This window comes from Amycolatopsis sp. CA-211722 (genome assembly GCF_056828465.1).
On record NZ_CP184752.1, the window covers coordinates 1,495,707 to 1,518,103 of the forward strand.

Annotated in this window: 22 protein-coding genes; 13 read left to right on the forward strand and 9 right to left on the reverse strand. The window is 69.6% G+C overall.

The features are described 5' to 3' along the window. The first annotated feature begins 42 nt into the window (after positions 1–42). On the forward strand, positions 43–1,236 hold the full coding sequence (gene moeA, locus ACOCEP_RS07375; protein ID WP_482336475.1) for a molybdopterin molybdotransferase MoeA: 1,194 nt from the start codon (positions 43–45) through the stop codon (positions 1,234–1,236). A gap of 15 nt (positions 1,237–1,251) precedes the next feature. On the opposite strand, the gene ACOCEP_RS07380 is transcribed toward moeA, so the two are convergent. Next, entirely contained in the window at positions 1,252–2,496 is a 1,245-nt protein-coding gene (locus tag ACOCEP_RS07380) for an MFS transporter (protein ID WP_482336476.1), read from the reverse strand. Continuing rightward, positions 2,493–3,056: a winged helix-turn-helix domain-containing protein gene (locus tag ACOCEP_RS07385; protein WP_482336478.1), complete on the reverse strand. Its 564-nt coding sequence runs from the start codon at positions 3,054–3,056 to the stop codon at positions 2,493–2,495. Before ACOCEP_RS07385 ends, ACOCEP_RS07380 begins: the two co-directional genes overlap by 4 nt. Positions 3,057–3,327: 271 nt before the next feature. Here ACOCEP_RS07385 and ACOCEP_RS07390 point away from each other — a divergent pair, with 271 nt between their 5' ends. The 3 genes from ACOCEP_RS07390 to pssA all read left to right on the forward strand — a co-directional run bounded on the left by ACOCEP_RS07390 (position 3,328) and on the right by pssA (position 5,790). Then, positions 3,328–3,609, forward strand: a complete 282-nt coding sequence (locus ACOCEP_RS07390) for a GlsB/YeaQ/YmgE family stress response membrane protein (RefSeq protein WP_482336479.1) — start codon at positions 3,328–3,330, stop codon at positions 3,607–3,609. Between the two features lie 477 nt (positions 3,610–4,086). Further along, positions 4,087–4,815, forward strand: coding sequence for a phosphatidylserine decarboxylase (locus ACOCEP_RS07395; protein WP_482336480.1), 729 nt, complete (start codon positions 4,087–4,089; stop codon positions 4,813–4,815). A gap of 3 nt (positions 4,816–4,818) precedes the next feature. Continuing rightward, positions 4,819–5,790: a CDP-diacylglycerol--serine O-phosphatidyltransferase gene (gene pssA, locus ACOCEP_RS07400; protein WP_482336481.1), complete on the forward strand. Its 972-nt coding sequence runs from the start codon at positions 4,819–4,821 to the stop codon at positions 5,788–5,790. 355 nt (positions 5,791–6,145) lie between these two features. Here pssA and ACOCEP_RS07405 read toward each other — a convergent pair whose 3' ends face one another. Further along, the gene (locus ACOCEP_RS07405; protein WP_482336482.1) at positions 6,146–6,787 is read right to left on the reverse strand and encodes a TetR/AcrR family transcriptional regulator; all 642 of its coding nucleotides are present in this window, start codon (positions 6,785–6,787) and stop codon (positions 6,146–6,148) included. An 81-nt stretch (positions 6,788–6,868) separates the two neighbouring features. Between ACOCEP_RS07405 and ACOCEP_RS07410 the strand changes: the two genes are divergently transcribed. Then, positions 6,869–7,483, forward strand: coding sequence for a nitroreductase family protein (locus tag ACOCEP_RS07410; protein WP_482336483.1), 615 nt, complete (start codon positions 6,869–6,871; stop codon positions 7,481–7,483). A 13-nt stretch (positions 7,484–7,496) separates the two neighbouring features. Next, positions 7,497–9,776 (forward strand): AAA family ATPase, encoded by a 2,280-nt coding sequence (locus ACOCEP_RS07415; RefSeq protein ID WP_482336484.1) that lies wholly within the window; start codon positions 7,497–7,499, stop codon positions 9,774–9,776. A gap of 56 nt (positions 9,777–9,832) precedes the next feature. On the opposite strand, the gene ACOCEP_RS07420 is transcribed toward ACOCEP_RS07415, so the two are convergent. Together ACOCEP_RS07420 and ACOCEP_RS07425 are read right to left on the reverse strand one after the other, a co-directional pair. Further along, complete coding sequence (locus ACOCEP_RS07420; RefSeq protein WP_482336485.1) at positions 9,833–10,477, reverse strand: LytR C-terminal domain-containing protein; 645 nt, start codon at positions 10,475–10,477, stop codon at positions 9,833–9,835. Beyond that, positions 10,474–10,785, reverse strand: a complete 312-nt coding sequence (locus ACOCEP_RS07425; protein ID WP_005160574.1) for a DUF3263 domain-containing protein — start codon at positions 10,783–10,785, stop codon at positions 10,474–10,476. Before ACOCEP_RS07425 ends, ACOCEP_RS07420 begins: the two co-directional genes overlap by 4 nt. A gap of 158 nt (positions 10,786–10,943) precedes the next feature. On the opposite strand from ACOCEP_RS07425, the gene ACOCEP_RS07430 reads away from it, so the two are divergent. Next, positions 10,944–11,510: a peptide deformylase gene (locus tag ACOCEP_RS07430; protein WP_482336486.1), complete on the forward strand. Its 567-nt coding sequence runs from the start codon at positions 10,944–10,946 to the stop codon at positions 11,508–11,510. A gap of 87 nt (positions 11,511–11,597) precedes the next feature. On the opposite strand, the gene ACOCEP_RS07435 is transcribed toward ACOCEP_RS07430, so the two are convergent. After that, positions 11,598–13,766 carry a glycoside hydrolase family 15 protein gene (locus tag ACOCEP_RS07435; RefSeq protein ID WP_482336487.1) on the reverse strand — a complete coding sequence of 723 codons (2,169 nt, stop codon included), beginning with the start codon at positions 13,764–13,766 and terminating at the stop codon, positions 11,598–11,600. Between the two features lie 157 nt (positions 13,767–13,923). Between ACOCEP_RS07435 and ACOCEP_RS07440 the strand changes: the two genes are divergently transcribed. From ACOCEP_RS07440 to thiD (ACOCEP_RS07450), 3 genes are all read left to right on the forward strand, one after another. Beyond that, positions 13,924–14,517 (forward strand): LysE family translocator, encoded by a 594-nt coding sequence (locus tag ACOCEP_RS07440; RefSeq protein WP_482336488.1) that lies wholly within the window; start codon positions 13,924–13,926, stop codon positions 14,515–14,517. A 177-nt stretch (positions 14,518–14,694) separates the two neighbouring features. Beyond that, positions 14,695–16,338, forward strand: a complete 1,644-nt coding sequence (thiC, locus tag ACOCEP_RS07445) for a phosphomethylpyrimidine synthase ThiC (protein ID WP_482336490.1) — start codon at positions 14,695–14,697, stop codon at positions 16,336–16,338. Beyond that, positions 16,335–17,150, forward strand: coding sequence for a bifunctional hydroxymethylpyrimidine kinase/phosphomethylpyrimidine kinase (gene thiD, locus ACOCEP_RS07450; protein WP_482336491.1), 816 nt, complete (start codon positions 16,335–16,337; stop codon positions 17,148–17,150). The genes thiC and thiD (ACOCEP_RS07450) overlap by 4 nt, the downstream gene beginning before the upstream one ends. Positions 17,151–17,209: 59 nt before the next feature. On the opposite strand, the gene ACOCEP_RS07455 is transcribed toward thiD (ACOCEP_RS07450), so the two are convergent. Together ACOCEP_RS07455 and ACOCEP_RS07460 are read right to left on the reverse strand one after the other, a co-directional pair. Then, positions 17,210–18,727 carry an alkaline phosphatase family protein gene (locus tag ACOCEP_RS07455; protein ID WP_482336493.1) on the reverse strand — a complete coding sequence of 506 codons (1,518 nt, stop codon included), beginning with the start codon at positions 18,725–18,727 and terminating at the stop codon, positions 17,210–17,212. Positions 18,728–18,822: 95 nt separating this feature from the next. Then, on the reverse strand, positions 18,823–19,221 hold the full coding sequence (locus ACOCEP_RS07460) for a winged helix-turn-helix transcriptional regulator (protein WP_172843557.1): 399 nt from the start codon (positions 19,219–19,221) through the stop codon (positions 18,823–18,825). Positions 19,222–19,308: 87 nt separating this feature from the next. Between ACOCEP_RS07460 and ACOCEP_RS07465 the strand changes: the two genes are divergently transcribed. Genes ACOCEP_RS07465 through ACOCEP_RS07475 form a run of 3 tightly spaced genes read left to right on the forward strand, consistent with a single transcriptional unit; the run spans position 19,309 to position 21,910 of the window. After that, positions 19,309–20,232, forward strand: coding sequence for an NADP-dependent oxidoreductase (locus ACOCEP_RS07465; protein ID WP_482336494.1), 924 nt, complete (start codon positions 19,309–19,311; stop codon positions 20,230–20,232). A 23-nt stretch (positions 20,233–20,255) separates the two neighbouring features. Further along, the gene (thiD, locus tag ACOCEP_RS07470; RefSeq protein WP_482336495.1) at positions 20,256–21,086 is read left to right on the forward strand and encodes a bifunctional hydroxymethylpyrimidine kinase/phosphomethylpyrimidine kinase; all 831 of its coding nucleotides are present in this window, start codon (positions 20,256–20,258) and stop codon (positions 21,084–21,086) included. 26 nt (positions 21,087–21,112) lie between these two features. Continuing rightward, on the forward strand, positions 21,113–21,910 hold the full coding sequence (locus tag ACOCEP_RS07475) for an ion transporter (RefSeq protein WP_482336496.1): 798 nt from the start codon (positions 21,113–21,115) through the stop codon (positions 21,908–21,910). On the opposite strand, the gene ACOCEP_RS07480 is transcribed toward ACOCEP_RS07475, so the two are convergent. Continuing rightward, entirely contained in the window at positions 21,888–22,322 is a 435-nt protein-coding gene (locus ACOCEP_RS07480; protein WP_125683770.1) for a MarR family winged helix-turn-helix transcriptional regulator, read from the reverse strand. The genes ACOCEP_RS07475 and ACOCEP_RS07480 overlap by 23 nt on opposite strands. Positions 22,323–22,397: the final 75 nt, after the last annotated feature.

Below are 22,397 nucleotides of genomic sequence, written 5' to 3' on the forward strand. Positions count from 1 at the left end.
CAGAGTCTTGCATGAGGGCCCCGAGGCGGGAGGATGGTCGGCGTGATCTCCGTCGACACCCACCGGGAGACCGTCACCGGCCTGCTCGGAAACGCCCCCGTCATCAGCCTTCCGCTCGCCTCCGCCGCCGGGCTCGTCCTGGCCGAGGACGTGCGCGCGGGGGTCTCGCTGCCGCCGTTCGACAACTCGGCGATGGACGGTTACGCCGTCCGCGCCGACGATGTCGCCGAGGTGCCGGTCACGCTGCCGGTCGCCGAGGACATCCCCGCCGGCCGGGTCGACATCACGAAGCTGGAGCCGGGCACCGCGCACCGGATCATGACCGGCGCCCCGCTGCCGCCCGGCGCCGAGGCGGTGGTGATGGTGGAGCACACGGACGGCGGCGTGACGAACGTCCGGATTCTTCGGACAGCCGTCCCGGGCGCGCACGTCCGGCGCCGGGGCGAAGACGTCGTCGAGGGCACCGTGGCGCTCCCGGCCGGGACCGTGCTCGGCCCGGCGCAACTGGGCCTCGCGGCGGCGGTCGGACTCGCCGAGGTTCCCGTGTACCGGCCGCTGAAGGTGCTCGTGGTGTCCACCGGGACCGAACTCGTCGACGCGCCGGAACCGTTGCGGCACGGGCAGATCTACGAGTCGAACAGCATCATGCTGGCGTCCGCGATCCGTGCGCTCGGCTGCGCGGCCGAGGTCGTGCGCAGTGTGGTCGACGACGTGGACGAGTTCCGCGCGGTGATCGAGCCGCGGCTGGCGGACGCGGATCTGCTGGTGACCTCGGGCGGGGTCAGCGCGGGCGCGTACGAAGTGGTGAAGGACGCGCTGACCGGGCAGGGGGTGGAGTTCCGGAAGGTCGCGATGCAGCCGGGCGGGCCGCAGGGCTGCGGCCGCTGGAACGGGGTGCCGGTGGTGACCCTGCCGGGCAATCCGGTGAGCGTGCTCGTGTCCTTCGAAGCGTTCCTGCGGCCGGCGCTGCTCGCGGCGATGGGGCACGCGGGCGTCGACCGGCAGCGGGTGCGGGCCCGGCTGACCGAGGCGATGACCTCCCCCGCCGGGCGGCGCCAGTTCCGGCGGGGCTTCTACACGCATTCCGAAGGTGAGGTCACCGGGATCGTCGGCCCGCGCGGCGGGCCGGGCTCGCATCTGCTGGCTTCGTTCACGCAGGCGAACTGCCTGATCGTGCTGCCGGAGGACGTGGAGTCGGTCGAGCAGGGTGACGAGGTGGACGTCCTCCTGCTCTGACCTGCGTTTCGCGGGCTAAACGCGATCTGCCGGGAAGTCGCGGCACCGGCCGATCGGCGTGAACAGCAGGGCGAAGACGGCGACGACCTCGAGTCCGGCCATCAGCCCCAGCGTCTGCCGGATGCCGGCCGTCTCGCCGAGGATCCCGCCGAGCAGGCCGCCGAGCGCGATCGCGCCGAAGCTGAGCACGGACGTGCTCGCGGTGACCCGGCCGAACATCGCCGCCGGGACGTACCGCTGCTTGAAGGTGGCGTTGAGGACGTTCGAACCGACGACGCCGGCGCTGAGCGAGAACCCGGCGGCGACGAAGAACGCGAGGCCCCAGCCACCCTGCGCGAGCGGGCCGAGCAGCATCATCAAGGCGCCGAAGGCCTCGCAGAGCACGAAGGCCCGCGCGGTGCCGATCCGGGCGGCGAGTTTGCCGGACAGCGCGGCGCCGAACACGCCGCCCGCGCCGACGAGCGCGAGCACGAGCCCGGCGGTGCCCTCGCCGACGCCGAGGTCGCGGACGAGGAACACGACCTCGATCGACTGGTAGCCCATGAGCGCGACGTTCGAGATCGCACCGAAGACCGCCAGGACACGCAGATACGGGTCGTGGACGACGAAACGGAGCCCGTCGCGGATCTCGTCACGCAGCCGTGAACGCGTCTTCGCCGGGCGCTCGGGTTCCCGGTGGCGGATGGATCGCAGGCACAGCACGGAGATCCCGAAGCTGACGGCGTCGGCGAGCACTCCGGAGACGGCGCCGAACCAGTGCGCGAGCAGACCGGCGAGGCCCGGTCCGGCGATCTGCGCGGCGGATTCGCTGCCCTGCAGCTTTTCGTTGGCTTCCTGGAGCTGATCCTTCTCGACCAGCGAAGGCAAGTACGCGCGGTACGCGACGTTGAAGAACACCTTCGCGACGCCGCCCGCCAAGGCGACGACGATCAGCTGGGTCATCGTGAGCAGGCCGAACCAGGCCGCGACCGGGACGCTCAGGAACACCAGCATGGAAACGCCGTTGCAGACCAGCATGATCGGGCGTTTCGGCCGTCTGTCGACCCAGGCTCCGGCCGGCAGGCCGATCAGCAGCCACGGCAGCCAGGCGGCCGCGGTCAGCAGCCCGACCGCGAACGTGCTCGCCTGGAGGGTGACCACCGCGACGAGCGGCAGCGCGACGACGGCGATGGAGCTGCCGAGCACGCTGGTCGTCTCGCCGGTCCACAGGAGCCGGAAGTCCCTGGAGCGCAGCAATCCGCCGCGTTCGCGGGTGGTCACGGGCGGGCCGGGACGGCGCGGGTGGCGATGAAGACGGGGCGGCGTTCCTGGCCGTCGTCCGGGATCTCGCGGCCGCTGTAGGACTTGATCAGCTCGTGGACCTTCTGTTCGAGCTCGGCCAGTTCGGCGACCGACATCTTCGCCCAGCTGTCGGTGGCGAAGGCGGCGCGATGCCACTCCTCCGGATAGCTCTCGCGTTCGGCGAACCATTGGCGCGCCATGGAAACCTGGCGTTCGAGGGCGAGGGATTCGGCGGCGGCCGCGACCGGGTCGTCGGGGAAGTCCGACGGAGACCAGGAAACCGCGTAGCCGACGCGGCGCCACCAGCGCTCACGGCGGTCGCGGGCGAGTTCCGGCGCTTCCTCGACCAGGTCGCTGGCGGCCAGCACCTTCAGGTGGTGGCTGACGTTCCCGACCGCCTGCCCGGTCCGCTCGGCGAGCACCGACGCCGTGGAGGGGCCGTCGAGGCGGAGGACGTCGAGCAGGCGGCGCCGCAGCGGATGCGACATCGCGGCGAGGACCTTCGAATCGTGGACTTCGTGTACTTCGCGATCGGCCATGACGCACAACAGTAGTTGCACAATATCTCTTGTACAAGTCTCCTTGTGTTGCGGCGGTCAGGGAGGGTTCAGCCGGGGTTGGGAACGCCACTTTCGCAACGTTGAAGGTTGCGAAAGTGGCTTTCGCAACGTCGGCCCGGCGGGCTCGGGACCACCCCTGGTGATCATGTCGCGAAAGTGGCTTTCGCGACGCACTTCCAGAGCAGAGCTGTCACGGCGAGCGGTCGGCGCCACCGGGGCAGACCCGGGCAGCCCACGTAACCTCGATGGCATGGGTTTCTTCTCGTGGATCGTGTTCGGCGCCATCGCCGGCTGGCTGGCCAACGTCGTGGTCGGCGGCCCGGACCGGCGGGGCGGCTGCCTGTTCAGCATCCTGATCGGCGTGCTGGGCGCGGCGCTCGGCGGCTTCATCTACCGGCTCGCCACCGGCACCGAGAGGGCCTTCGAGTTCGATTTCCCCAGCTTCGGCGTCGCCATTCTCGGTGCGATCGTGCTGCTCGCCCTGCTGCGGCTGGTGCGCGGCTCCGGACGCAATGACTCGTATCGGCGGTGATCAGCGGAGTGACCGTTGGTAACGGTTTTCTCGCGACCGGTGATCCAGGGCGTCCGGCGAACTAAAGTGGGACTTTCGCTCAGTTCCAGTGGCCGCGTCCGGTCGCATGTGCCGTCGGGGGGCATATGCGCCCGGACGCGCGTGCCTCGGCGATGACCGAGACGGCGCGGACGGGGTCGACGAGCGGAGGCATCGGCGCCGCCGAAATGTCCCTCTTCCAGGCGCGGAACAGCTCGGCGAGTCGCTCGCCTGCGGGGTCCGGGCTGGCGGGCATTCGAGAGTCCTTCAGGTCTGCTGTCGGCGTCAATTACCTAGAGTTATCGCGTATTTCGACCTTGCGTTACCGGGATGTGGCCCCTCCCACCCGGCGCGGGGAAACCCTTCCGGGGGAGGCCACGGCCCGTCTCCGGACAGGGCGGTAGCGTGGTGGCTCTTCCTGTCCCGACCCCCCGACACGAACTGCGGTGAACCCGACCAATGAGCGGCAACCGGCCGGAAGCCACTGGCAACCCCCTCGCGCACGCTGTGAAGCTGGCCCGCGAGACCGTTCCGCCGATGCACCCGGCCGGCAGGCCGTTCGTGTTCGGCGGTCTCGCCGCGACGCTGGTGCTGCGGAGGTTCTCCAAGCGCCTGGGCGTCGTCGGCGCGCTCGCGACGGCCGCCACGGCCGCGTTCTTCCGTGAGCCGAAGCGCGTCCCGCCCGTCCAGTCCGGCCTGGCGGTCGCGTCGGCGGACGGTCTGGTCTCGTTGATCGAAGAGGCCGTGCCGCCGCCCGAGCTGGGGCTGCCCGCCGAACCGCGGATGCGGGTGAGCGTGTTCCTGTCGGTGTTCGACGTGCACGTCCAGCGGATCCCGGCCTCGGGTGTGATCGAGCGGGTCGCGTACCGGCCGGGGAAGTTCCTGTCCGCGGACCTGGACAAGGCGAGCGAAGACAACGAGCGCAACTCCGTGCTCATGCGCACCGAAGACGGCCACGAGCTCGTCGTGGTGCAGATCGCGGGCCTGGTGGCCCGGCGCATCCTCTGTGAGATCCGCGAGGGTGACAAGGTCGGCGTCGGCGCGACGTACGGCATCATCCGCTTCGGCTCGCGAGTCGACCTGTACCTGCCGCCGGGCAGCAAGGTCCTCGTCTCGAAGGGCCAGCGCACGATCGGCGGCGAGACGCCGATCGCCGAGCTGCCCACGGCGCCGCACCCGGAAGGCTGATCCATGGTCCGCGTGACCACTCCCGGCGTGCGGCTGCTGCCGAACGCCATCACGGTGCTCGCCCTGTGCGCCGGTCTGTCGTCGGTGCAGTTCGCGCTGATCGGCAACTATCCGATGGCGATCGCGTCGATCGGGATCGCCGCGGTGCTCGACAGTCTCGACGGCCGGATCGCGCGGCTGCTGGACGCGACGTCGAAGATGGGCCAAGAGCTCGACTCGCTGTCCGACGGGATCTCGTTCGGTGTCGCGCCCGCGCTGGTGCTGTACGTCTGGCACGCGGAGGGCGAACGGATCGGCTGGGTGGCGTCGCTGATCTTCGCGGTCTGCATGATCCTGCGGCTGGCGCGGTTCAACACGCTGATCGAGGACACCGAGCAGCCGCCGTACGCGGGTGAGTTCTTCGTCGGTGTGCCCGCGCCCGCCGGTGGTCTGCTGGCGATGCTGCCGCTGATCCTGGAGCTGCAGTTCGGGCAGGGGTGGTGGTCGCACCAGTACGTGGTCTGGGTGTGGACGATCGCCGTGGCCGCGTTGCTGATCAGCCGGATCCCGACGCTTTCGCTGAAGACGGTGAAGGCGCCGCCCAAGGCGATCGCGCCGCTGCTGGTCGGGGTGGGCCTGCTGGCCGCCGCGATCATCCAGTTCCCGCTGGTGGCGCTGGCGATCGCGCTGGTGCTGTACCTGGCGCACATCCCGTACTCGGTGTACCGGCACCGCTGGCTGGCGAGCCACCCGGAGGCGTGGATGGCTCCGCCGCGGGAACGGCGCGCGATCCGGCGTTCTTCGAGCCGCCGCCGTCTGGGCCTGCGCCCGCCGCTGCGGCGGGTGGTGGCCGGTGCCGCTCAGCGGGTCCGGCTCCAGCGGGGCGAACAGCACGTCGCGCGGGCTCCGCGCACCATCAGCACCGACAAGGACCGGGACAACGGCCGCGGCCCTCGACGCCGCTCTTGGCGCCGGATCGGCCTCCGGAAACGCTGACCCTCCCGCCCGGCACCGAGGCCCGCGCCCCCGGGTCCAGACCGTCCTTTATGGACAACCGAAACCCCTTCGGCCCACTCCCAGCCCCCCGCCCATCCCTGGGGGACGGCCCCGCGCCCAGCGTACCGGGGGTGTCCGACGGGACCGGGGGAAACGAGGGCGGGAGGCTGGAGTTGTCCACAAGTGGGTGACCCTGTGGACAACTTGGGGACAACGGGGCGGACCGGGTGTCGCGAAAGCCACTTTCGGGACGCTGGAAGTCCCGAAAGTGGCTTTCGCGACACCCGAGCGCGACACCCGAGCGCGACACCCGAGCGCGACTCCCAGCGCGCCCCAGAACGCGACCCAGAGAAGCTCAGCCCACCGAAGCCCGCAACCCGCCGATCACCAGGTCCAACTGGAATTCGAAGTCCTGCAGGCAGTCGCCGTCCAGCAGCGACGGCAGCGCCCGATGCAGCGACGGCAGCCCGTCCGCCGTCACCGATCGCCGGAACCACGCCACCACCGGCTCGGCCCGTTCCAGATCCGACGGGTCCGGAACGCCGGAAAGCCCCACCGTCTCGGTCAGCACGGCGCCGAACACCAGCCCGATCAGCGATCGATAACCCCGAGCGGCGCCCCGTTCGTCGAGCCCGGCGTCCAGCAACGCCGAGAACATCGCGTCGATGAATTTCAGCGCGCCCGCCGAGCGCGGGTTCGCCGCGTCGGTCGCCAGCGCCCGCACCACCACCGGATGCCGCGAAAAGGCCGTGTACAGGCCATGGGTCAGCGCCCGCAGCCGCTCGTCCCACGGTCCGGGTTCGGGCAGCGGCACACTCTCGAAGACCCGAGCGGTCAGCCCGTCGAGCAGATCGCCCTTGTTCGCGACGTGGTTGTAGAGCGACATCGCCTCCACGCCGACTTCGGCGGCCAGCTTCCGCATCGAAAGCCCGGCCAGTCCGTGCTCGCCCGCCAGCCGCAACGCGGCGTCGAGCACCTTCTCCCTGCTCAGCGCCATGCCGTCCAGTTTACCGGCACTCCCTTACGCCGTAAGTACTTACACCGTATGCTTACGCCGTAAGCCACCTGGAGGGATGCCATGGACACCGAAACCTTGCTCACCACCACCCGCTCGGTCCGCCGCAAGCTCGACCTCGAACGGCCGGTCGAGGAAGGCCTGCTCGAAGACTGCGTGCGTGTCGCGCAGCAGGCGCCCGCCGCGGGAATGCTGCTCGACGCCCAGCGCTGGGTGATCGTCCGCGACCCGGAACTGCGCGCGAAGGTCGCGGAGATCGTCCGCGCCGAGGCGATCCCGACCATGGCGAAGTACGGGCACCTGGCGAGCGAGGCCGTCATGCGGTCGGCCCGCCACCTCGTCGACAACCTGGGCCGCGTCCCGGCCCTCGCGATCCCGTGCATGATCGGCCGCCCGCCGGAGGATCCCGTGATCCAGAACGGGTACTACGGCTCGGTGTACCCGGCGATCTGGAGCTTCCAGCTCGCGCTGCGGTCGAAGGGGCTCGGCAGCTCGATGTGCGCGTACCACCTGCCCGCACGCGAGGCGGAGGTCGCGAAACTGCTCGGGATCCCCGCCGACGTGACCCAGATCAGCCTGCTCGCCGTCGCCTACACGACCCAGCGCGACTTCTCGCCCGCCGCCCGGCGACCCGCCGGGGAGATCCTGTCCTTTGACCGCTGGGAACGGTCCGCGTAGATAGGGTGGCGGGGTGAGCGCACCCCAGATCACGCTGACCGTCCGGCACACCCCGTCCGCACTGGACTCCCGCCGCGGCGTCGTCCGGCTGCACCCCGAAGTCCTCGACGCGCTCGGCCTGATGGCCTGGGACGCCGTCCGCGTCACCGGCGCGCGCGTCAGCTCGGCGCTGGCCGCGCCGTCGGACGCGGAGGGGATCCCGGGGGTGATCCTCCTCGACGACGTCACGATGTCGAACCTCGGCGTGACCGAGGGGTCGGAAGTCGTCGTCGCGCCGGCGGAGGTGTCGGCCGCGAAGACGGTCACCGTGGCGGGCTCGCGCATCGCGAGCGTGTCGCTCTCCCCGCACACCCTGCGGCTCGCCCTGATCGGCAAGGTCCTGACCGTCGGCGACGCCGTTTCCCTGCTCCCCCAGGATCTCGCGCCCGCGCCGGGCTCGGACGTCTCGGCGGTCCGCGGCCAGCTCTCCCGCGCCATCGGGATGACCTGGACGAACGAGCTGCTCACCGTCACCGCCACCGAGCCGTCGGGGCCCGTCGCCGTCGGACCGTCCACTGTGGTCAGCTGGCGGGACGGCGCCCGCACCGGCGAGGCCGCGCCCGCCGCCGCTCCGGCCCGCGCCGGGACGACGCTGGTGCGCAGCACGCCCGCCACTCCGCACGAGGACTTCATCGACGCCGAGATCGTCGAAGACGAGCGGATCGACGAGGTGGCCGAGGAAGCCGTGCCGCCGTTGTCGGATCTCGCCGGTTCCGAAGCGGCCGCGCGCAAGCTCGCCGAATGGTTCGATCTGGCCTTCCACCGCCCGGAGCTGCTGGCGAAGCTCGGCACGTCGGCGCATCTCGGGGTCCTGCTGTCCGGGCCGGAAGGCGTCGGGAAGGCGACCTTGGTCCGCGCCGTGGCACAGGCCGAAAAGGTACGGGTGGTGTCGCTCGCGGCGCCGAACATCGCCGTCCTCGAACCGAACGTCGCCGCGGCGCGCCTGCGGGAGGCGATCGAGCAGGCCACCCGCGACGAAGACCCCGCGGTCCTGCTGATCACCGACATCGACGCGCTGCTGCCCGCGTCCCAGCCGCCCCCGCTCGCGACGGTGGTCCTCGACGACCTGCGAAAAGCCTTGCGCCACAAGGGTTTCGCTGTCGTCGCCACCACTGGACGGGCCGAGTCCACCGATCCGCGGCTGCGCGCCGCCGACCTGCTCGACCGCGAACTCGGCCTGCCGCTCCCGGACGCGAAGACCCGCACGGAACTGCTGCGCGTACTCCTGCGCGAAGCCCCGCTGGAGTCCGGCGTCGACGTCGGACCGATCGCCGAGCGCACCCCGGGTTTCGTGGCCGCGGATCTCATCGCGCTCCGCCGCGACGCCGCCCTCCGTGCCGCGCTGCGGCAACGCGAAGCCGACGAACCCCGGATCTCCCAGCAGGACCTGCTCGACGCGCTGACCACCGTCCGGCCCATTTCGATGTCCACTTCGGACAATCTCGCCACCGGCGGGCTGACCCTGGACGACGTCGGCAACATGACCGACGTCAAGCAGTCGCTCACCGAGGCGGTGCTGTGGCCGCTGCGCTATCCGGACTCGTTCGCCCGCCTCGGCGTCGACCCGCCGCGCGGCGTGCTCCTGTACGGGCCGCCCGGCGGCGGCAAGACGTTCCTGGTCCGCGCGCTCGCCGGCACCGGCGCGCTGAACGTCTTCGCGGTCAAGGGCGCCGAGCTGATGGACAAATGGGTCGGCGAGTCCGAGCGCGCGGTGCGGGAACTGTTCCGCCGTGCCGCCGAGGCCGCGCCGTCGCTGATCTTCCTCGACGAGATCGACGCGCTCGCCCCGCGCCGCGGCCAGTCGTCGGACTCGGGCGTGTCGGACCGCGTGGTCGCGGCCCTGCTGACCGAATTGGACGGTGTCGAGCCGATGCGCGAGGTCGTCGTCCTCGGCGCGACGAACCGGCCGGAACTGGTCGACCCGGCGCTGCTGCGGCCGGGACGGCTGGAGCGCCGCGTCTACGTCCCGCCGCCGGACGCGCACGCCCGCGAGGCGATCCTCGCCGCCAGCGCCAAGAACACGCCGCTGGCGTCCGATGTGGACCTCGCGGCGTACGCGGCCACTTTGGACGGTTATTCGGCGGCGGACTGCGCGGCGCTGATCCGGGAGGCCGCGCTGACCGCGATGCGGGAGTCGCTGGAGGCCAAGGAGGTCACCGCGGAGCATCTGGCGAAGGCGGCGCAGGCCGTGCGGCCGTCGCTCGACCCGGCCCAGCTCGCGGCGCTGGAGGCGTACGCGCAGACCCAGGTCTGAACGTGAAAGGGGCCCTCCTTCCTCGCGAGGAAGGAGGGCCCCTTTCACGGATCCGGCTAGGAGCCGTCCTTGTCGTTGGTCTTGTAGTCCTTGGTGAGGATGACGATCACGCCGGGACCGATGTTCTCGATCTCCTTGAACCGGGGCTCGGCGCGGAATCCGAACTCCAGCGCCAGCGCCTTCGCGGCCGCTTCCTCGTCGGTGCCGGGACGGAAATACGCGACGGTCTCGGGGAGCCTGCCCGGATAGCCCTTGACCTCGGAGACGTTCCAGCCGGAGGCGCGGAAATCCTTCGCGGCCTGCTCGGCGAGGCCCTGGATCGTGCTGTTGTTGTAGACGCGCACCGTCACCCACTTGTGCGACGCCTGCTGATCACCGCCGGGCTGGCCGGGACCAGGCTGGCCCGGCTGACCCGTCTGCCCTGGCTGGCTCGCCGGAGGAGCCGAGCTCGCGGGCGCGCTCGACGGGGGCGCCGACGACGCGGGCGGCGTGCTGGCCGAAGGCGAGCCCGGCGCCGGTGACGAAGGCTGCGTCGCGCCGTCTGAAGACGTGGGCGTGGTGCCAGGCGGCGTCGCGGTGTCCGAGTCACCGCCGCCGCTCGTCAGGGTGATGCCGCCGATCACGGCGGCGATCACGGCGACACCGACCAAGGCCAGTCCGGCGGCCTTCATCGGCCGGGACAGACCCGAAAACAGACTCATGAGAGATCGATCCCCAGTCGCCGGGCGGCGCGATTGCGCTGCCGGGCCGCTCGCGTCTTTCGCAGGCGCTTCACCAGCATCGGATCGGCCTGCATGGCTTCGGTCTTCTCGAGCAGCCGGTTCAGCAACTGGTAGTAGCGCGTCGACGACATAGAGAAGCGTTCGCGGATGGCCTGTTCCTTCGCGCCGGCGTACTTCCACCACTGACGTTCGAAGGCGAGCATGTCGAGCTCGCGCTCGCTGAGGCCGTTCACGGTCTCCGACGGGGACGGCTGGTCGGGCTCGGCCATCGACTCCGCGGCGTCCATCCGACTCCTCGCAATCAGGTCAGTGCTCGGCGGGCGTGAAACCACAGGCTTGTCATTCCGCGGCGCCATTAGACCACGGATGCGGCGCCCGGCCTCGGTAACGACGTCGGCGCGTCATGGGTAAGGGTGTACCAGAAGGGTCCGACTAAACTGCGCGCGTGACCGTCCATCCCATCGTGATCGCCGGCGAGCCCGTGCTGCACAACCCGACTCGGGAGATCACCGAGTTCGACGACAAGCTGCGCACGCTCATCGACGACATGTTCGAGACCATGTACGCCGCCGAAGGGGTGGGCCTCGCGGCCAACCAGATCGGCCTCGACCTGCGCGTGTTCGTCTACGACTGCCCCGACGACGAGGGCACGCGCCACAAGGGCGTCGTGGTGAACCCGAAGCTCGAGACGTCGGAGATCCCGGAGACGATGCCGGATCCGGACGACGACTGGGAAGGCTGCCTGTCGGCGCCCGGCGAGTCGTACCCGACCGGCCGCGCTTCGTGGGCGAAGGTGACCGGCTTCGACGTCGACGGCAATCCGATCGAGGTCGAAGGCACGGGTTACCTCGCGCGCTGCCTGCAGCACGAGACCGATCACCTCGACGGCTTCATCTACCTCGACCGGCTGGTCGGGCGGCACGCCCGCGCGGCGAAGAAGATGCTCAAGGCGAACAAATGGGGCGTTCCGGGCAATTCGTGGTTGCCTGAGGCTCAGCCCTCCGACGACTGACCCCTCAGCGCCGCTCCGCGTGCTATGAACGGGACGTTCCTTGCAAATTTCGCAAGGAACGTCCCGTTCATAGCGTTCACGTGAGGGTCAGCACCCCAGGAAGTGGCACCGCACGACCCGAGGCTGCTCGACCACCTTCCCCGCCTCCACCGACCACGCGAGCCGGAGGTACTGAGCGTGCGTCCAGGCCAGCGGTGTCGCGGACGCGGTCGGAGTGCCCGCCGGGAAGCCCGGCTGCCCCGAAGGCGCGTTCTCGTCCCAGACCTGCTCCGGCATCGTGTCCCCAGAGCTGCTGACGCGCCCTAGGTCGCGAAGGCGCTTCGCAGCCGTACGCCGGTCACCATTGGCGAGGTCGTACTCACCGCGTTCACCCGCCAGCAGCGGCCACAGTCGCCCGAAGGTGGTCCGGCTTTCGGCCGGGAACGTGTAGTCCCACGGCGAGCCGTCGGCCTTCTCGCCGTACCCGTCCTTGGTGTACCGGTGCCAGAACTGACCCGTCGGAGTGGTGAAGGCGATGTCGGCGTCGGTGACCTCGACGCTGTTCCTGATCACCGGATCGTCGGCACGATAGATGCCCAGCCTCACCAGTTCGAGGAACCCGGCATCGGTCACGGCACGCTGGTCCATGGTCACGCTGGAGTTGCCCAGGTTGTATTTCGTGCCGTTGTTCGCGTTGCCGTCCTTGGTCAGCCGGACGAAGTACGGGTCCTTCGACAGCGGGCCGTTGGTGGTCACGGTCCACTGGGTGAGCTTCGCCTTGAAAGCGTCGGCCGTCGCGAGGTAGCGCTCCGCGTCGGCGGTGGCGCCGTTCGCCTTGGCGATGTCGGCCGCGCAGACCAGGCCGGCGATCACCGCGGCGATCGTCGAGGGCGAGTAGCCGTCCTGTTCCTCCCAGCGTTCCTGCTGGCTGTACGGCGACGCGTGCCCGTTGTCCGCCTTGTAGGACAACAGGAATTCCGCCGCCTTGCGCACCCCCGTCCAGGTCTTGGCGTCGGTGCGGCCGAGCTGCTGGGCGAGCACGATCGGCAGCGCGGTCTCGTCGAGCTGGATGGACTTCCAGTACGGCGTGCCGTCCACGTGGCTGTTCTGCGGCAGATGCCCGTCGGGCAGCTGCTGCGTGCCGAACATGTAGTCGATCGACCGGTTCGCGGCGTCGCGGTCGCCGGCGGCGAGCAGCCCGGTCGCGATCTGGTAGAGGTCGCGCGGCCAGACCAGGTGATAGGTGCCCGACGGCGACCATTCCGGGTCGTTGTTCCCGAACCGCCACGGCATACTCGGCGACGCGATGAGCGCGCCCTGGTGGATCTTGTCCTCACTCGCCGCGAGCATCAGCACGGACGCCTGGTAGAGATCCCGCTCCCGCTTGGTCTTCAGAGAGGACGGCGCGTCCTTCACCTGACGGAGGTACTGCTTCCAGCCCCGGTCGTACGCGCGGGCGGCGTCGGCGAATCCGCGCCGCAGTGAGGCTTTCGCGTTGGCGAGCGCGTCGGAATCCTTCGCGCCCATGCCCAGCGAAAGCGTGAAGTCCCGTGAGCGGACACCGTCGGCGGAGGTCTGCCCGGTGACCAGCACGTTGCCCTTGGCCGCGGTCGCGTATTCCTTCAGGGCGAAGGATTTCTTCAGCTGGGTGAGACCGTCGGAGGTGCCCGCGTATCCCACGGAAGTGCGTGAGAACGCCGGTTCCGCCGTCAGCGCGGCCGCCGTCTTCGCATCCGACGAGACCGCGCTCGCACCCTGTGAGCGCGCGGAGTCGTCGGAACCCTCGTTGGTGAGATCGGGATCCGCGACCGCGTAAACCTGGTACGGGCGGCCGGTCAGCGAAACGAAGTCGACGTCGATCAGCACACTCGCGCGCGCCGGGTCGGTGACGTAGGTCTTGCGGAGCTTCCAGCGGCGCTGGTCGTCGGTGATGGTCTGTTCGTAGGTGAGGCCGCCGGTGCGGCGCACCTGCTGTGCCTTCGCCGAGGAATCGACGGTGGCGAAGCTCGTCCCGTCGGTGACGACGAGGTCGAGCGCCCGGACGCTCGGCGTGGACAGATCCGGGTAGTAGACCTCGGACATCCGGCCACCTTGAAGGGTGAACCAGACGTTGCTCGCCCGCTCGCGGGCGGTGCCGAAGCCGGTCTTGTCCGCCGGGAGCCAGCTCGGATGGGCGCCGGGCGCTCCGGGCGCCTCACCGCCCTGTGCCGTTGCCACCGCCGGGACCAGCCCCGCGATCACCACGCCTGCCAGTGCCGGGAGCACGAGTTTCCGCATATCCACCCCAGACTTCTGTAACGGTGCAGAACCTCCGGGATTCTGTCGTGAATCCCCCGCGAGCACATGCTCCAAACCGGTGAACCGCTAACGCTGTCGACATGTCGTCCCGGAAATCGCGTTGCTCGCGGCGGCCGTCGTCCCCGACGATCGGGGGATGCCGAACCTGCTGGCGTTCATCCCCGCCGCGTTCCTCATGGCGATGGTCCCCGGCCCGGCGACGGTGATGCTGATCAAGCAGTCGGCGAAGGGCTCACGCCGGAACGCGTTCGCCACCGTCGCGGGCATCGAGGCGGGTGTCGCGTTCTGGGGGCTCGCCGCGGTGTTCGGTCTCACCGCGCTCCTCATCGCCTCCCAGGTCGCCTACGACGTCTTGCGCGTCGCGGGCGCGGCTTTCCTGATCTACCTCGGCGTCAAGGCGCTCTTCTTCCGCAAAGGCGCCGGCGACGCTGCCGAACCCGCCGGGCGCGGCTTCCGCTCCGGCTTCCTGATCAACGTGAGCAACCCGAAGGCGGGCGTGTTCGCCATCTCGTTCCTCCCCCAGTTCGTTCCCGCCGACGGCGGTCCGTGGCCGCTGCTGCTGTGCGTCGCGGTGTGGATCGCCGTCGACATCGTCTGGTTCTCGTCGCTCGCCTTGCTGGTCACGCGCCTGGGCGAGTGGTTGCGGCGCGACCGCGTGAAGCTGTGGCTGGAGCGCACGTCCGGCGGTGTTCTGGTCGGCTTCGGAGTGACCGTCGCCTTGGAGGGTTGATTGTCCGCGCCCCGGCGTGGCATGGTCGGGGCACAACCAAACAACCGCGGGAGCTCGCGCCATGGCGGGCTGAGAGGGCGGCTGGAGTCTTTCCAGGGGCTGAGACCTTTGAAGGGCTTGGGCGCCGCCGACCGCATGAACCTGACCGGGTAATGCCGGCGTAGGGAGTGAACGTCGTTGACGACGCTTGAGAATGCCCAGGGCATCACGCCGACCGTGACCACCGGGCCGATCACCGGTTCCCGCAAGGTCTACCACCAGACGGAATCCGGCCTCCGGGTCCCCGCGCGGCGGATCGACCTTTCGAACGGCGAGCATTTCGACGTTTACGACACCTCCGGCCCGTACACCGACGACGACGCGCAGATCGATGTCCACAGTGGACTTCACCGGCTGCGTGCCGGATGGGCCGACGGTCGTGAGCACAACACCCAGCTCGGCTGGGCGAAACAGGGCGTCATCACCCGCGAGATGGAGTACGTCGCGGCACGCGAGCGCTGCTCGCCGGAATTCGTGCGGGACGAGGTCGCGCGCGGCCGCGCGGTGATCCCCGCCAACCGCAAGCACCCCGAGACCGAGCCGATGATCATCGGCAAGAACTTCCTGGTGAAGATCAACGCCAACATGGGCAACTCGGCCGTCTGGTCCTCCGTGGAGGAGGAGGTCGACAAGATGGTGTGGGCCACCCGCTGGGGTGCCGACACGATCATGGACCTCTCCACCGGCAAGCGGATCCACGAGACGCGCGAGTGGATCATCCGCAACTCGCCCGTCCCCGTCGGCACCGTGCCGATCTACCAGGCGCTGGAAAAGGTCAACGGAGAGCCCGAAAAGCTGTCGTGGGAGGTGTACCGCGACACGATCGTCGAGCAGTGCGAGCAGGGCGTCGACTACGTCACCGTGCACGCCGGGGTGCTGCTGCGCTACATCCCGCTGACCGCGCGCCGCGTCACCGGCATCGTCTCGCGCGGCGGCTCGATCATGGCGGCGTGGTGCCTCGCGCACCACAAGGAATCCTTCCTGTACACCAATTTCGCCGAGCTCTGCGAGATCCTGCGCGAGTACGACGTCACGTTCTCGCTCGGTGACGGCCTGCGGCCCGGCTCGATCGCCGACGCCAACGACCGCGCGCAGTTCGCCGAACTGGAGACCCTCGGCGAGCTCACGCATATCGCCCGCGAGCACGACGTCCAGGTGATGATCGAGGGCCCCGGCCACGTGCCGATGCACAAGATCAAGGAGAACGTCGAACTCGAGGAGAAGCTGACCGGCGAGGCGCCGTTCTACACCCTCGGCCCGCTCGCGACCGACATCGCGCCGGCGTACGACCACATCACCTCGGCCATCGGCGCGGCGCAGATCGGCTGGTACGGCACCGCGATGCTCTGCTATGTCACGCCGAAGGAGCACCTCGGCCTGCCGAACCGAGACGACGTGAAGACCGGCGTGATCACGTACAAGATCGCCGCGCACGCCGCCGACCTCGCCAAGGGGCACCAGTACGCGCAGGAGTGGGACGACGAGCTGTCCAAGGCCCGCTTCGAATTCCGCTGGAACGACCAGTTCAACCTGTCGCTGGACCCGGACACCGCGCGCTCGTACCACGACGAGACGCTGCCCGCGGAACCGGCGAAGACGGCGCACTTCTGCTCGATGTGCGGGCCGAAGTTCTGCTCGATGCGCATCACGCAGGACGTCCGCAAGTACGCCGAGGAACACGGACTGTCCACTGTGGAGGCCATCGAGGCCGGCATGGAGGAGAAGTCGAACGAATTCGCCGAGCAGGGCAACAAGGTCTACCTGCCGGTGGTCAATCAGTGACAGCCCCACCCAAGACGGCCCTCACCATCGCCGGATCGGATTCCGGTGGTGGTGCGGGCATCCAGGCCGACCTGCGCACGTTCTTCGCCAACGGGGTGCACGGGATGGTCGCGCTCACCGCGGTCACCGTGCAGAATTCGCTGGGCGTGCAGGGTTTCAGCGAGATCCCGGTCGACGTCGTCACCGGGCAGATCAAGGCCGTCGCCACGGACATGGGCGTCGACGCGGCGAAGACCGGCATGCTCGCGACGGCCGAGATCATCGGCGCCGTCGCGAAAACGCTCGACGAGGTCCACATCGGACGCTCGACGGGCACGCCGTTCGTCGTGGACCCGGTCGCCGCTTCGATGACCGGGCACGCGTTGCTGCGCGAGGAGGCGCTGGAGGCGATCCGCACCGAACTCTTCCCGCGCGCCACGCTGATCACGCCGAACCTGGACGAGGTGCGGCTGCTGACCGGCGTCGACGTCACCGGGCCCGCGACCCAGCGGGAGGCGGCGGAAGCGTTGCTGGAATTCGGTTCCGAGTGGGTGCTGGTGAAGGGCGGGCATCTCGACGCGGCTCAGGACTGTGTCGACCTGTTGTCCGACGGCGAATCCTGGGTCGAGCTGAGCGGACCGCGTTTCGACACGCGGAACACCCATGGCGGCGGGGACACGATGGCTTCGGCGATCACTTCCTCGCTGGCGAAGGGGGCGGACGTGCCGACCGCCGTCGCCGACGGGAAACGGTTCATCGAGCGATGTGTCGCGGAGTCGTATCCGCTGGGGGCCGGGGTGGGGCCGGTGTCGCCGTTCTGGACGCTGCGGTAAGGCGTTGGGGCTCGTGAGTGGTAAGGACGGTTAGAACCATCCTTACCACTCACGAGACCCTAGCGGGCGCTGAAGCGGGGAGCGTCCACCGCCCAGTACCAGTTGTTCCCCGCCGCGTAGAGCCGCCAGGTCAGCTTGACCGAACGGGCCCCCGCGGGCACCTTCACCGAAGCCGACGTCGGCGCCGAAAGCACGTCACCGCCCTTGTTCGCCGTACCCGGCTCCGGCCCGTATGCCAGCACGCTCTGCTCGGGACCACCGTCGAACGACGCGGTCAGCGCACCTCGCTGCGTCCCGTCCTGCCGGTAGTGCGACACGAACGAGACGTCCACAGTGGACTTACCGGTGACGTCGAGCGAAGGCGACACCAGGGAAGAATCGAAGGTGCCACGCGAGGAGGGCGAGCCCTTGTCGTCCCACTCGTCCGGATCCGCGACCGCGAACACGCCCCGTGCCCGCGCGTTCGCCTCGCGCTGCTGGCCGGGAGCGGTGCGGGTCCAGAAGTCGTCGGTGGTGAACGACCAGCCCTGCCACTCCGTCACACCGGAGGGCATGCCGGACGCGTTGCGCACGCTCCAGCCGCCCGGCGCGTCGTGCGTCCAGCCGAGGACTCCCGCCGGGACACCGGTTTCGTCCTGCCGGGGCTTCAAAACGGCCGAGTCGAAGACGTCCGAGGGCGCAGCGCCGAGCGCGTAGCCGTCGTAGACAGCCGGAGCGGCGAGGCCGAGGTGGCGCAGCGCGGTCGGCGCGATGTCGACGATCTTCGGTGCCACGGCGGGGGTTCCGGCCGGAACCGCGCCACCGGCGGCGATCACGAACGTCATCCGTTCCTCGGGGGTGTCACCGCCGTGCCCGCCCGACGGCGTGTGGCCGTGGTCCGAGGAGATCATGATCAGCCAGTCTTCGTTCGCGCGGTTCGCGCGCGCCTCGACGGCGGCGAGCAGTCGGCCGATCAGCGCGTCGTCGGTGCGCAGGCTGGCTTCGTACTCCGGAGAATCCGCGCCGTGGTCGTGACCCGCGATGTCCGTCTGTCCGAAGTAGACGAACGACGCGTCGGCCTTGTCCTGCTCGAGATGCTTCTCCGCGTCGACGGCGACCTGCTCGTCGGTCTTCTCGTACCCGGCGCTGTCGCCGTTCAGGACGAACTTGCGGTCCTGGCCGGTGCGCAGGATCCGGTCGCCGATCGGCGTCCAGTCGACCGCCGCGTAGGTGTCGAGCGCGGGGTTCGCGGTTTCGGCGCGCGCGAGCCAGCTCGGATGCGAGGCGAGGTCGTTGCCGGTGAAGGAATTGTCCTTCACCTTGTGCTTGTCCGGCCAGACGCCGGTGAGGATCGTGGACCAGCCGGGCCCGCTGACCGTCGGCGCCATCCCGCTGCCGTACAGGGAACTGCGCGACGCGTACCCGCGGTTCACCAGCGCGTGGACGTGCGGGGTGTCGGCGGCCATCAGCTTGTCGAACCGGGCCCCGTCCAGGCCGATGACCAGCACCTTCGGCGTTTTGACCGCCGCGGTGGCGACACCGGACGCCAGCCCGGCGGCGGCCACCAGCACCGACAGGAGGGAAAGCGTTCTGCGCACGAAAGCCTCCAGGTAACTTGTTCGAACCAATTGTTCGTCAAGTTAGTGCGCCGAACTGTCTTCCCGATGAAGTCCGCGTGCCGCCGCGGCGGACTTCAGCCGACGGGCTCCATCACCCGCGAGTCGTATTCCTTCCGCGATTCGAGGATGCCGTCGAAGTTGGCGACCGACCATTCGCTGACCGCCATGAGCAGCGTGCCCGCGCTCGCCCCGCGCTCGGTCAGCGCGTACTCGACGGTCGGCGGCGTCGTCGGGAAGACGGTGCGCGTGACCAGGCCGTCGCGTTCGAAGGCGCGCAGGTTCTGCGTCAGCATCTTCTGGCTGATCCCGCCGACGGCGCGGCGCAGCTCCCCGAACCGGTGCGGCCGCCGTGACAGCGCGCCGAGCACGAGCGCGGTCCACTTGTTGGCGAGCAGATCGAGGACGTCTCGACACGGGCAGTTCCGCAGGTAGATGTCCCACGGGGATTCCGGCACTTCACAGGTGGTTTCCATCAGGTACCTAGTTTACCTTCAAGTGCCTTCTAGCGAAAAGAGACCAAGCGCCCGAGCATGGAAGCACCAACAACGAAGGAGCTTTCGATGCGCGTCGTGACCCAGCAGCGGCTTGGTGGCCCGGAAGTGCTGGAGGTGATCGAAACCGACCGGCCGTCCCCCGCCCCGACGGAGGTGCTCGTGCGGGTGCGCGCCGCCGGGATCAACCCGGTCGACTGGAAGACCCGGGCCTACGGCGTCTTCATGGGCGAGCCGCCGTTCGTCCTCGGCTGGGACGTCTCCGGGGTGGTGGAGGAGCTCGGAGTGGGCACCACGCGCTTCGCCGTCGGCGACGAGGTCCTCGGCTTCCCGTGGTTCCCGCGGCAGGCCGGCGGCTACGGCGAATACGTGACGGCGCCCGCCCGCCAGTTCGTGCGCAAACCCGCGAGCCTCACCCACGAACAGGCCGCCGGGCTGCCGCTCGCCGGGCTCACCGCCTGGCAGGGTCTCGTGGACATCGCCGACGTCCAGCCCGGGCAGCGCGTGCTGATCGACGCGGCCGCGGGCGGGGTCGGGCACCTCGCCGTCCAGGTGGCGAAGGCGCGCGGCGCGTATGTCCTGGGCACGGCGAGCGCCGGGAAGCACGATTTCCTCCGCGAGCTCGGGGTCGACGAGCCGATCGACTACCGCGACGAGACCGCGTCCGCGTCCGAGGTGGACGTCGTGTTCGGGCTGGTCGGCGAGCAGAGCGACCTGCGCTGGCTGGACGCGGTGAAACCCGGTGGCCTGCTCGTCGCGGTCCCCGGCGGGCCGAGCGAAGCTGTCGTGGCGAAGGCGGAGGAGCTCGGCGTGCGGACGTCGGGGATGCTCGCCGAACCGGACGAGATCGGTCTCCTGGCACTGACCGGCCTGATCGAGAAGGGTGAACTGCGCGTCCACGTCGACCAGACCTTCCCTCTCGAAGACGTCGCGAAGGCGCATGAAGTCGGCGAAGGCGGCAGGGTCACCGGGAAGCTCGTCCTGACCGTCTGAGAACGCGCGTGGAAAATGAACCCATGAGCGAGAACCCGAGCCCGCCGTCGGCGCTGACCATCGCGGGGTCCGACTCCGGCGGCGCCGCCGGCCTTCAGGCGGACCTGCGCACGTTCCTCACCTGCGGCGTGCACGGCCTGGTCGCGGTCACCGCCGTGACCGTCCAGAACACCCTGGGCGTGCACGACCGCACCGACATCCCGGCGAGCATCGTCGCCGGGCAGATCGAGGCGGTCGCGGCCGACATGGGCGTCAACGCGGCGAAGACCGGCATGCTCGCTTCGGCCGAGATCATCCACGCCGTCGCCGCGGCGTGCGACAAGGCCGAGATCGGCCGAGACGCCAAGGTCCCGTTCGTGGTCGACCCGGTCGCGGCGTCGATGCACGGGCATCCGCTGTTCGACGAGGCCGGGCTGGTCGCCCTGCGCGACGAACTGCTGCCGCGCGCGACCGTCCTCACGCCGAACCTCGACGAGGTCCGCCTGCTGACCGGGATGACCGTGACCACCCGTGAGCAGATGCACCAGGCGGCCGTCGTGCTGCACCGGCTCGGGCCGAAGTACGTGCTCGTGAAGAGCGGCCACCTCGTCGCCGACCCGGAATGCGTCGACGTGCTCTTCGACGGCTCCACGTTCGTCGAGCTGCCGGGCGAGCGGTTCGCGACGCAGCACACGCACGGCGCCGGGGACACGATGGCCTCGGCGCTGACGGCCGGTCTCGCGAAGGGCATGTCCGTCGTCGAGGCGGCCCGCTACGGCAAGTGGTTCGTCTCACACGCGGTCGAAAACGCCTACCCGATGGGCGCGAAGGTCGGTCCGGTTTCGGCGTTTTGGCGGCTTGCGCCGGAGCACTGAGCACTCACCCGGTTACCATCTGCGCCGTGACCGGACGCGAAACGGTGGCCAGGGTCGTCGAAGACCGCCGCTTCCAGAACTTCATCATCGCGGTGATCGTCTTCAACGCCGTCACCCTCGGCCTGGAGACCTCGACGAGAATGGTCGCGGAGTACGGGTCACTGCTGCACACGGTCGACTACGTGGCGCTCGGGATCTTCGTCCTCGAACTCGGCGCGAAGCTCTACGCCTATCGCGGCAAGTTCTTCCGCGACCCGTGGAACATCTTCGACCTGGTCGTCGTCGGGATCGCGGTGATCCCGACGACCGGCCCGTTCGCGGTACTGCGGGCGTTGCGGGTCCTGCGGGTGCTGCGGCTGATCTCGGTCGTGCCGTCGATGCGGAAGGTCGTCACCGGCCTGCTCGCGTCGATCCCCGGCATGGCGTCGATCGCCGCGCTCCTCGCGCTGATCATCTTCGTGGCGGGCGTGATGGCCACGAAGCTGTTCGGCGCGATCTCGCCGGAGAACTTCGGCGACCTCGGCACCTCGCTGTTCACCCTGTTCCAGGTGATGACCGGCGAGGCTTGGCCGGACATCGCCAAGGAGGTCATGCAGGAAGCGCCCATGGCCTGGGTGTTCTTCGTGGTCTACATCCTCGTGTCCAGCTTCGCGGTGCTGAACCTCTTCATCGCCGTGGTGGTCAGCGGGATGGAGGACGAGCTTCGCCAGGACATCCGCGAGGAGGAGGCGAAGCAAGCCGAAACGCAGGCTCAGGCGAACAAAGAGATCCTCGACGAGCTTCGCGCCCTTCGCGCCGAAGTCAGCGCTCTTCGTCAGCGATGAGCGCTTCGAGGGCGGGGAGAGCCGCCGCCAGGGCCGCCTGGTGCTCCGGCGTCAGCCGTTCGAGGCGCTTGCCCAGTTCGTTCACCCGCGTCGAGCGAACCCCGGAAACCAGCCTCTCGCCCTCTTCGGTGGCCTCCGCCAGCCACGCGCGCCTGTCGATCGGGTCCGATTCACGGCTGACGTAGCCCGCTTCGACCAGCGAAGCGACGATCCGCGACATGGTGGCCGCGGCGACGCCTTCCTTCGCCGCGAGATCACCCAGGCGGAGCTGGCCGTAATGCACGAGCGTGGCGAGCGCCGAGATCGCGCCGTGGCCGGGCCCCGGCACGCCCGCCTGGCGCAGCGACCGGGACAACCTGCCCACCGCCAGGAACAACCTGCCCGAAACGTCCTGGACCGCTGACGTGGTCACCACTGGCTCCTCTGGGTACACGGCGGCGAGTGCGCCTCCGGAAAGTGCCGTCAACCATACGGGCTCCGGGGGCGA

Excerpts from the sequence above, each read along its gene's own strand:
- ACOCEP_RS07465 (WP_482336494.1), top strand. The coding sequence starts at position 19,309 with ATGCGCGTCGTGACCCAGCAGCGGCTTGGTGGCCCGGAAGTGCTGGAG.
- ACOCEP_RS07420 (WP_482336485.1), bottom strand. The coding sequence starts at position 10,477 with ATGAGTCTGTTTTCGGGTCTGTCCCGGCCGATGAAGGCCGCCGGACTG.
- ACOCEP_RS07405 (WP_482336482.1), bottom strand. The coding sequence starts at position 6,787 with ATGGCGCTGAGCAGGGAGAAGGTGCTCGACGCCGCGTTGCGGCTGGCG.
- ACOCEP_RS07435 (WP_482336487.1), bottom strand. The coding sequence starts at position 13,766 with ATGCGGAAACTCGTGCTCCCGGCACTGGCAGGCGTGGTGATCGCGGGG.
- ACOCEP_RS07390 (WP_482336479.1), top strand. The coding sequence starts at position 3,328 with ATGGGTTTCTTCTCGTGGATCGTGTTCGGCGCCATCGCCGGCTGGCTG.
- ACOCEP_RS07385 (WP_482336478.1), bottom strand. The coding sequence starts at position 3,056 with ATGGCCGATCGCGAAGTACACGAAGTCCACGATTCGAAGGTCCTCGCC.
- ACOCEP_RS07395 (WP_482336480.1), top strand. The coding sequence starts at position 4,087 with ATGAGCGGCAACCGGCCGGAAGCCACTGGCAACCCCCTCGCGCACGCT.
- ACOCEP_RS07440 (WP_482336488.1), top strand. The coding sequence starts at position 13,924 with ATGCCGAACCTGCTGGCGTTCATCCCCGCCGCGTTCCTCATGGCGATG.
- thiD (WP_482336495.1), top strand. The coding sequence starts at position 20,256 with ATGAGCGAGAACCCGAGCCCGCCGTCGGCGCTGACCATCGCGGGGTCC.
- ACOCEP_RS07425 (WP_005160574.1), bottom strand. The coding sequence starts at position 10,785 with ATGGACGCCGCGGAGTCGATGGCCGAGCCCGACCAGCCGTCCCCGTCG.
- ACOCEP_RS07460 (WP_172843557.1), bottom strand. The coding sequence starts at position 19,221 with ATGGAAACCACCTGTGAAGTGCCGGAATCCCCGTGGGACATCTACCTG.
- pssA (WP_482336481.1), top strand. The coding sequence starts at position 4,819 with ATGGTCCGCGTGACCACTCCCGGCGTGCGGCTGCTGCCGAACGCCATC.
- ACOCEP_RS07410 (WP_482336483.1), top strand. The coding sequence starts at position 6,869 with ATGGACACCGAAACCTTGCTCACCACCACCCGCTCGGTCCGCCGCAAG.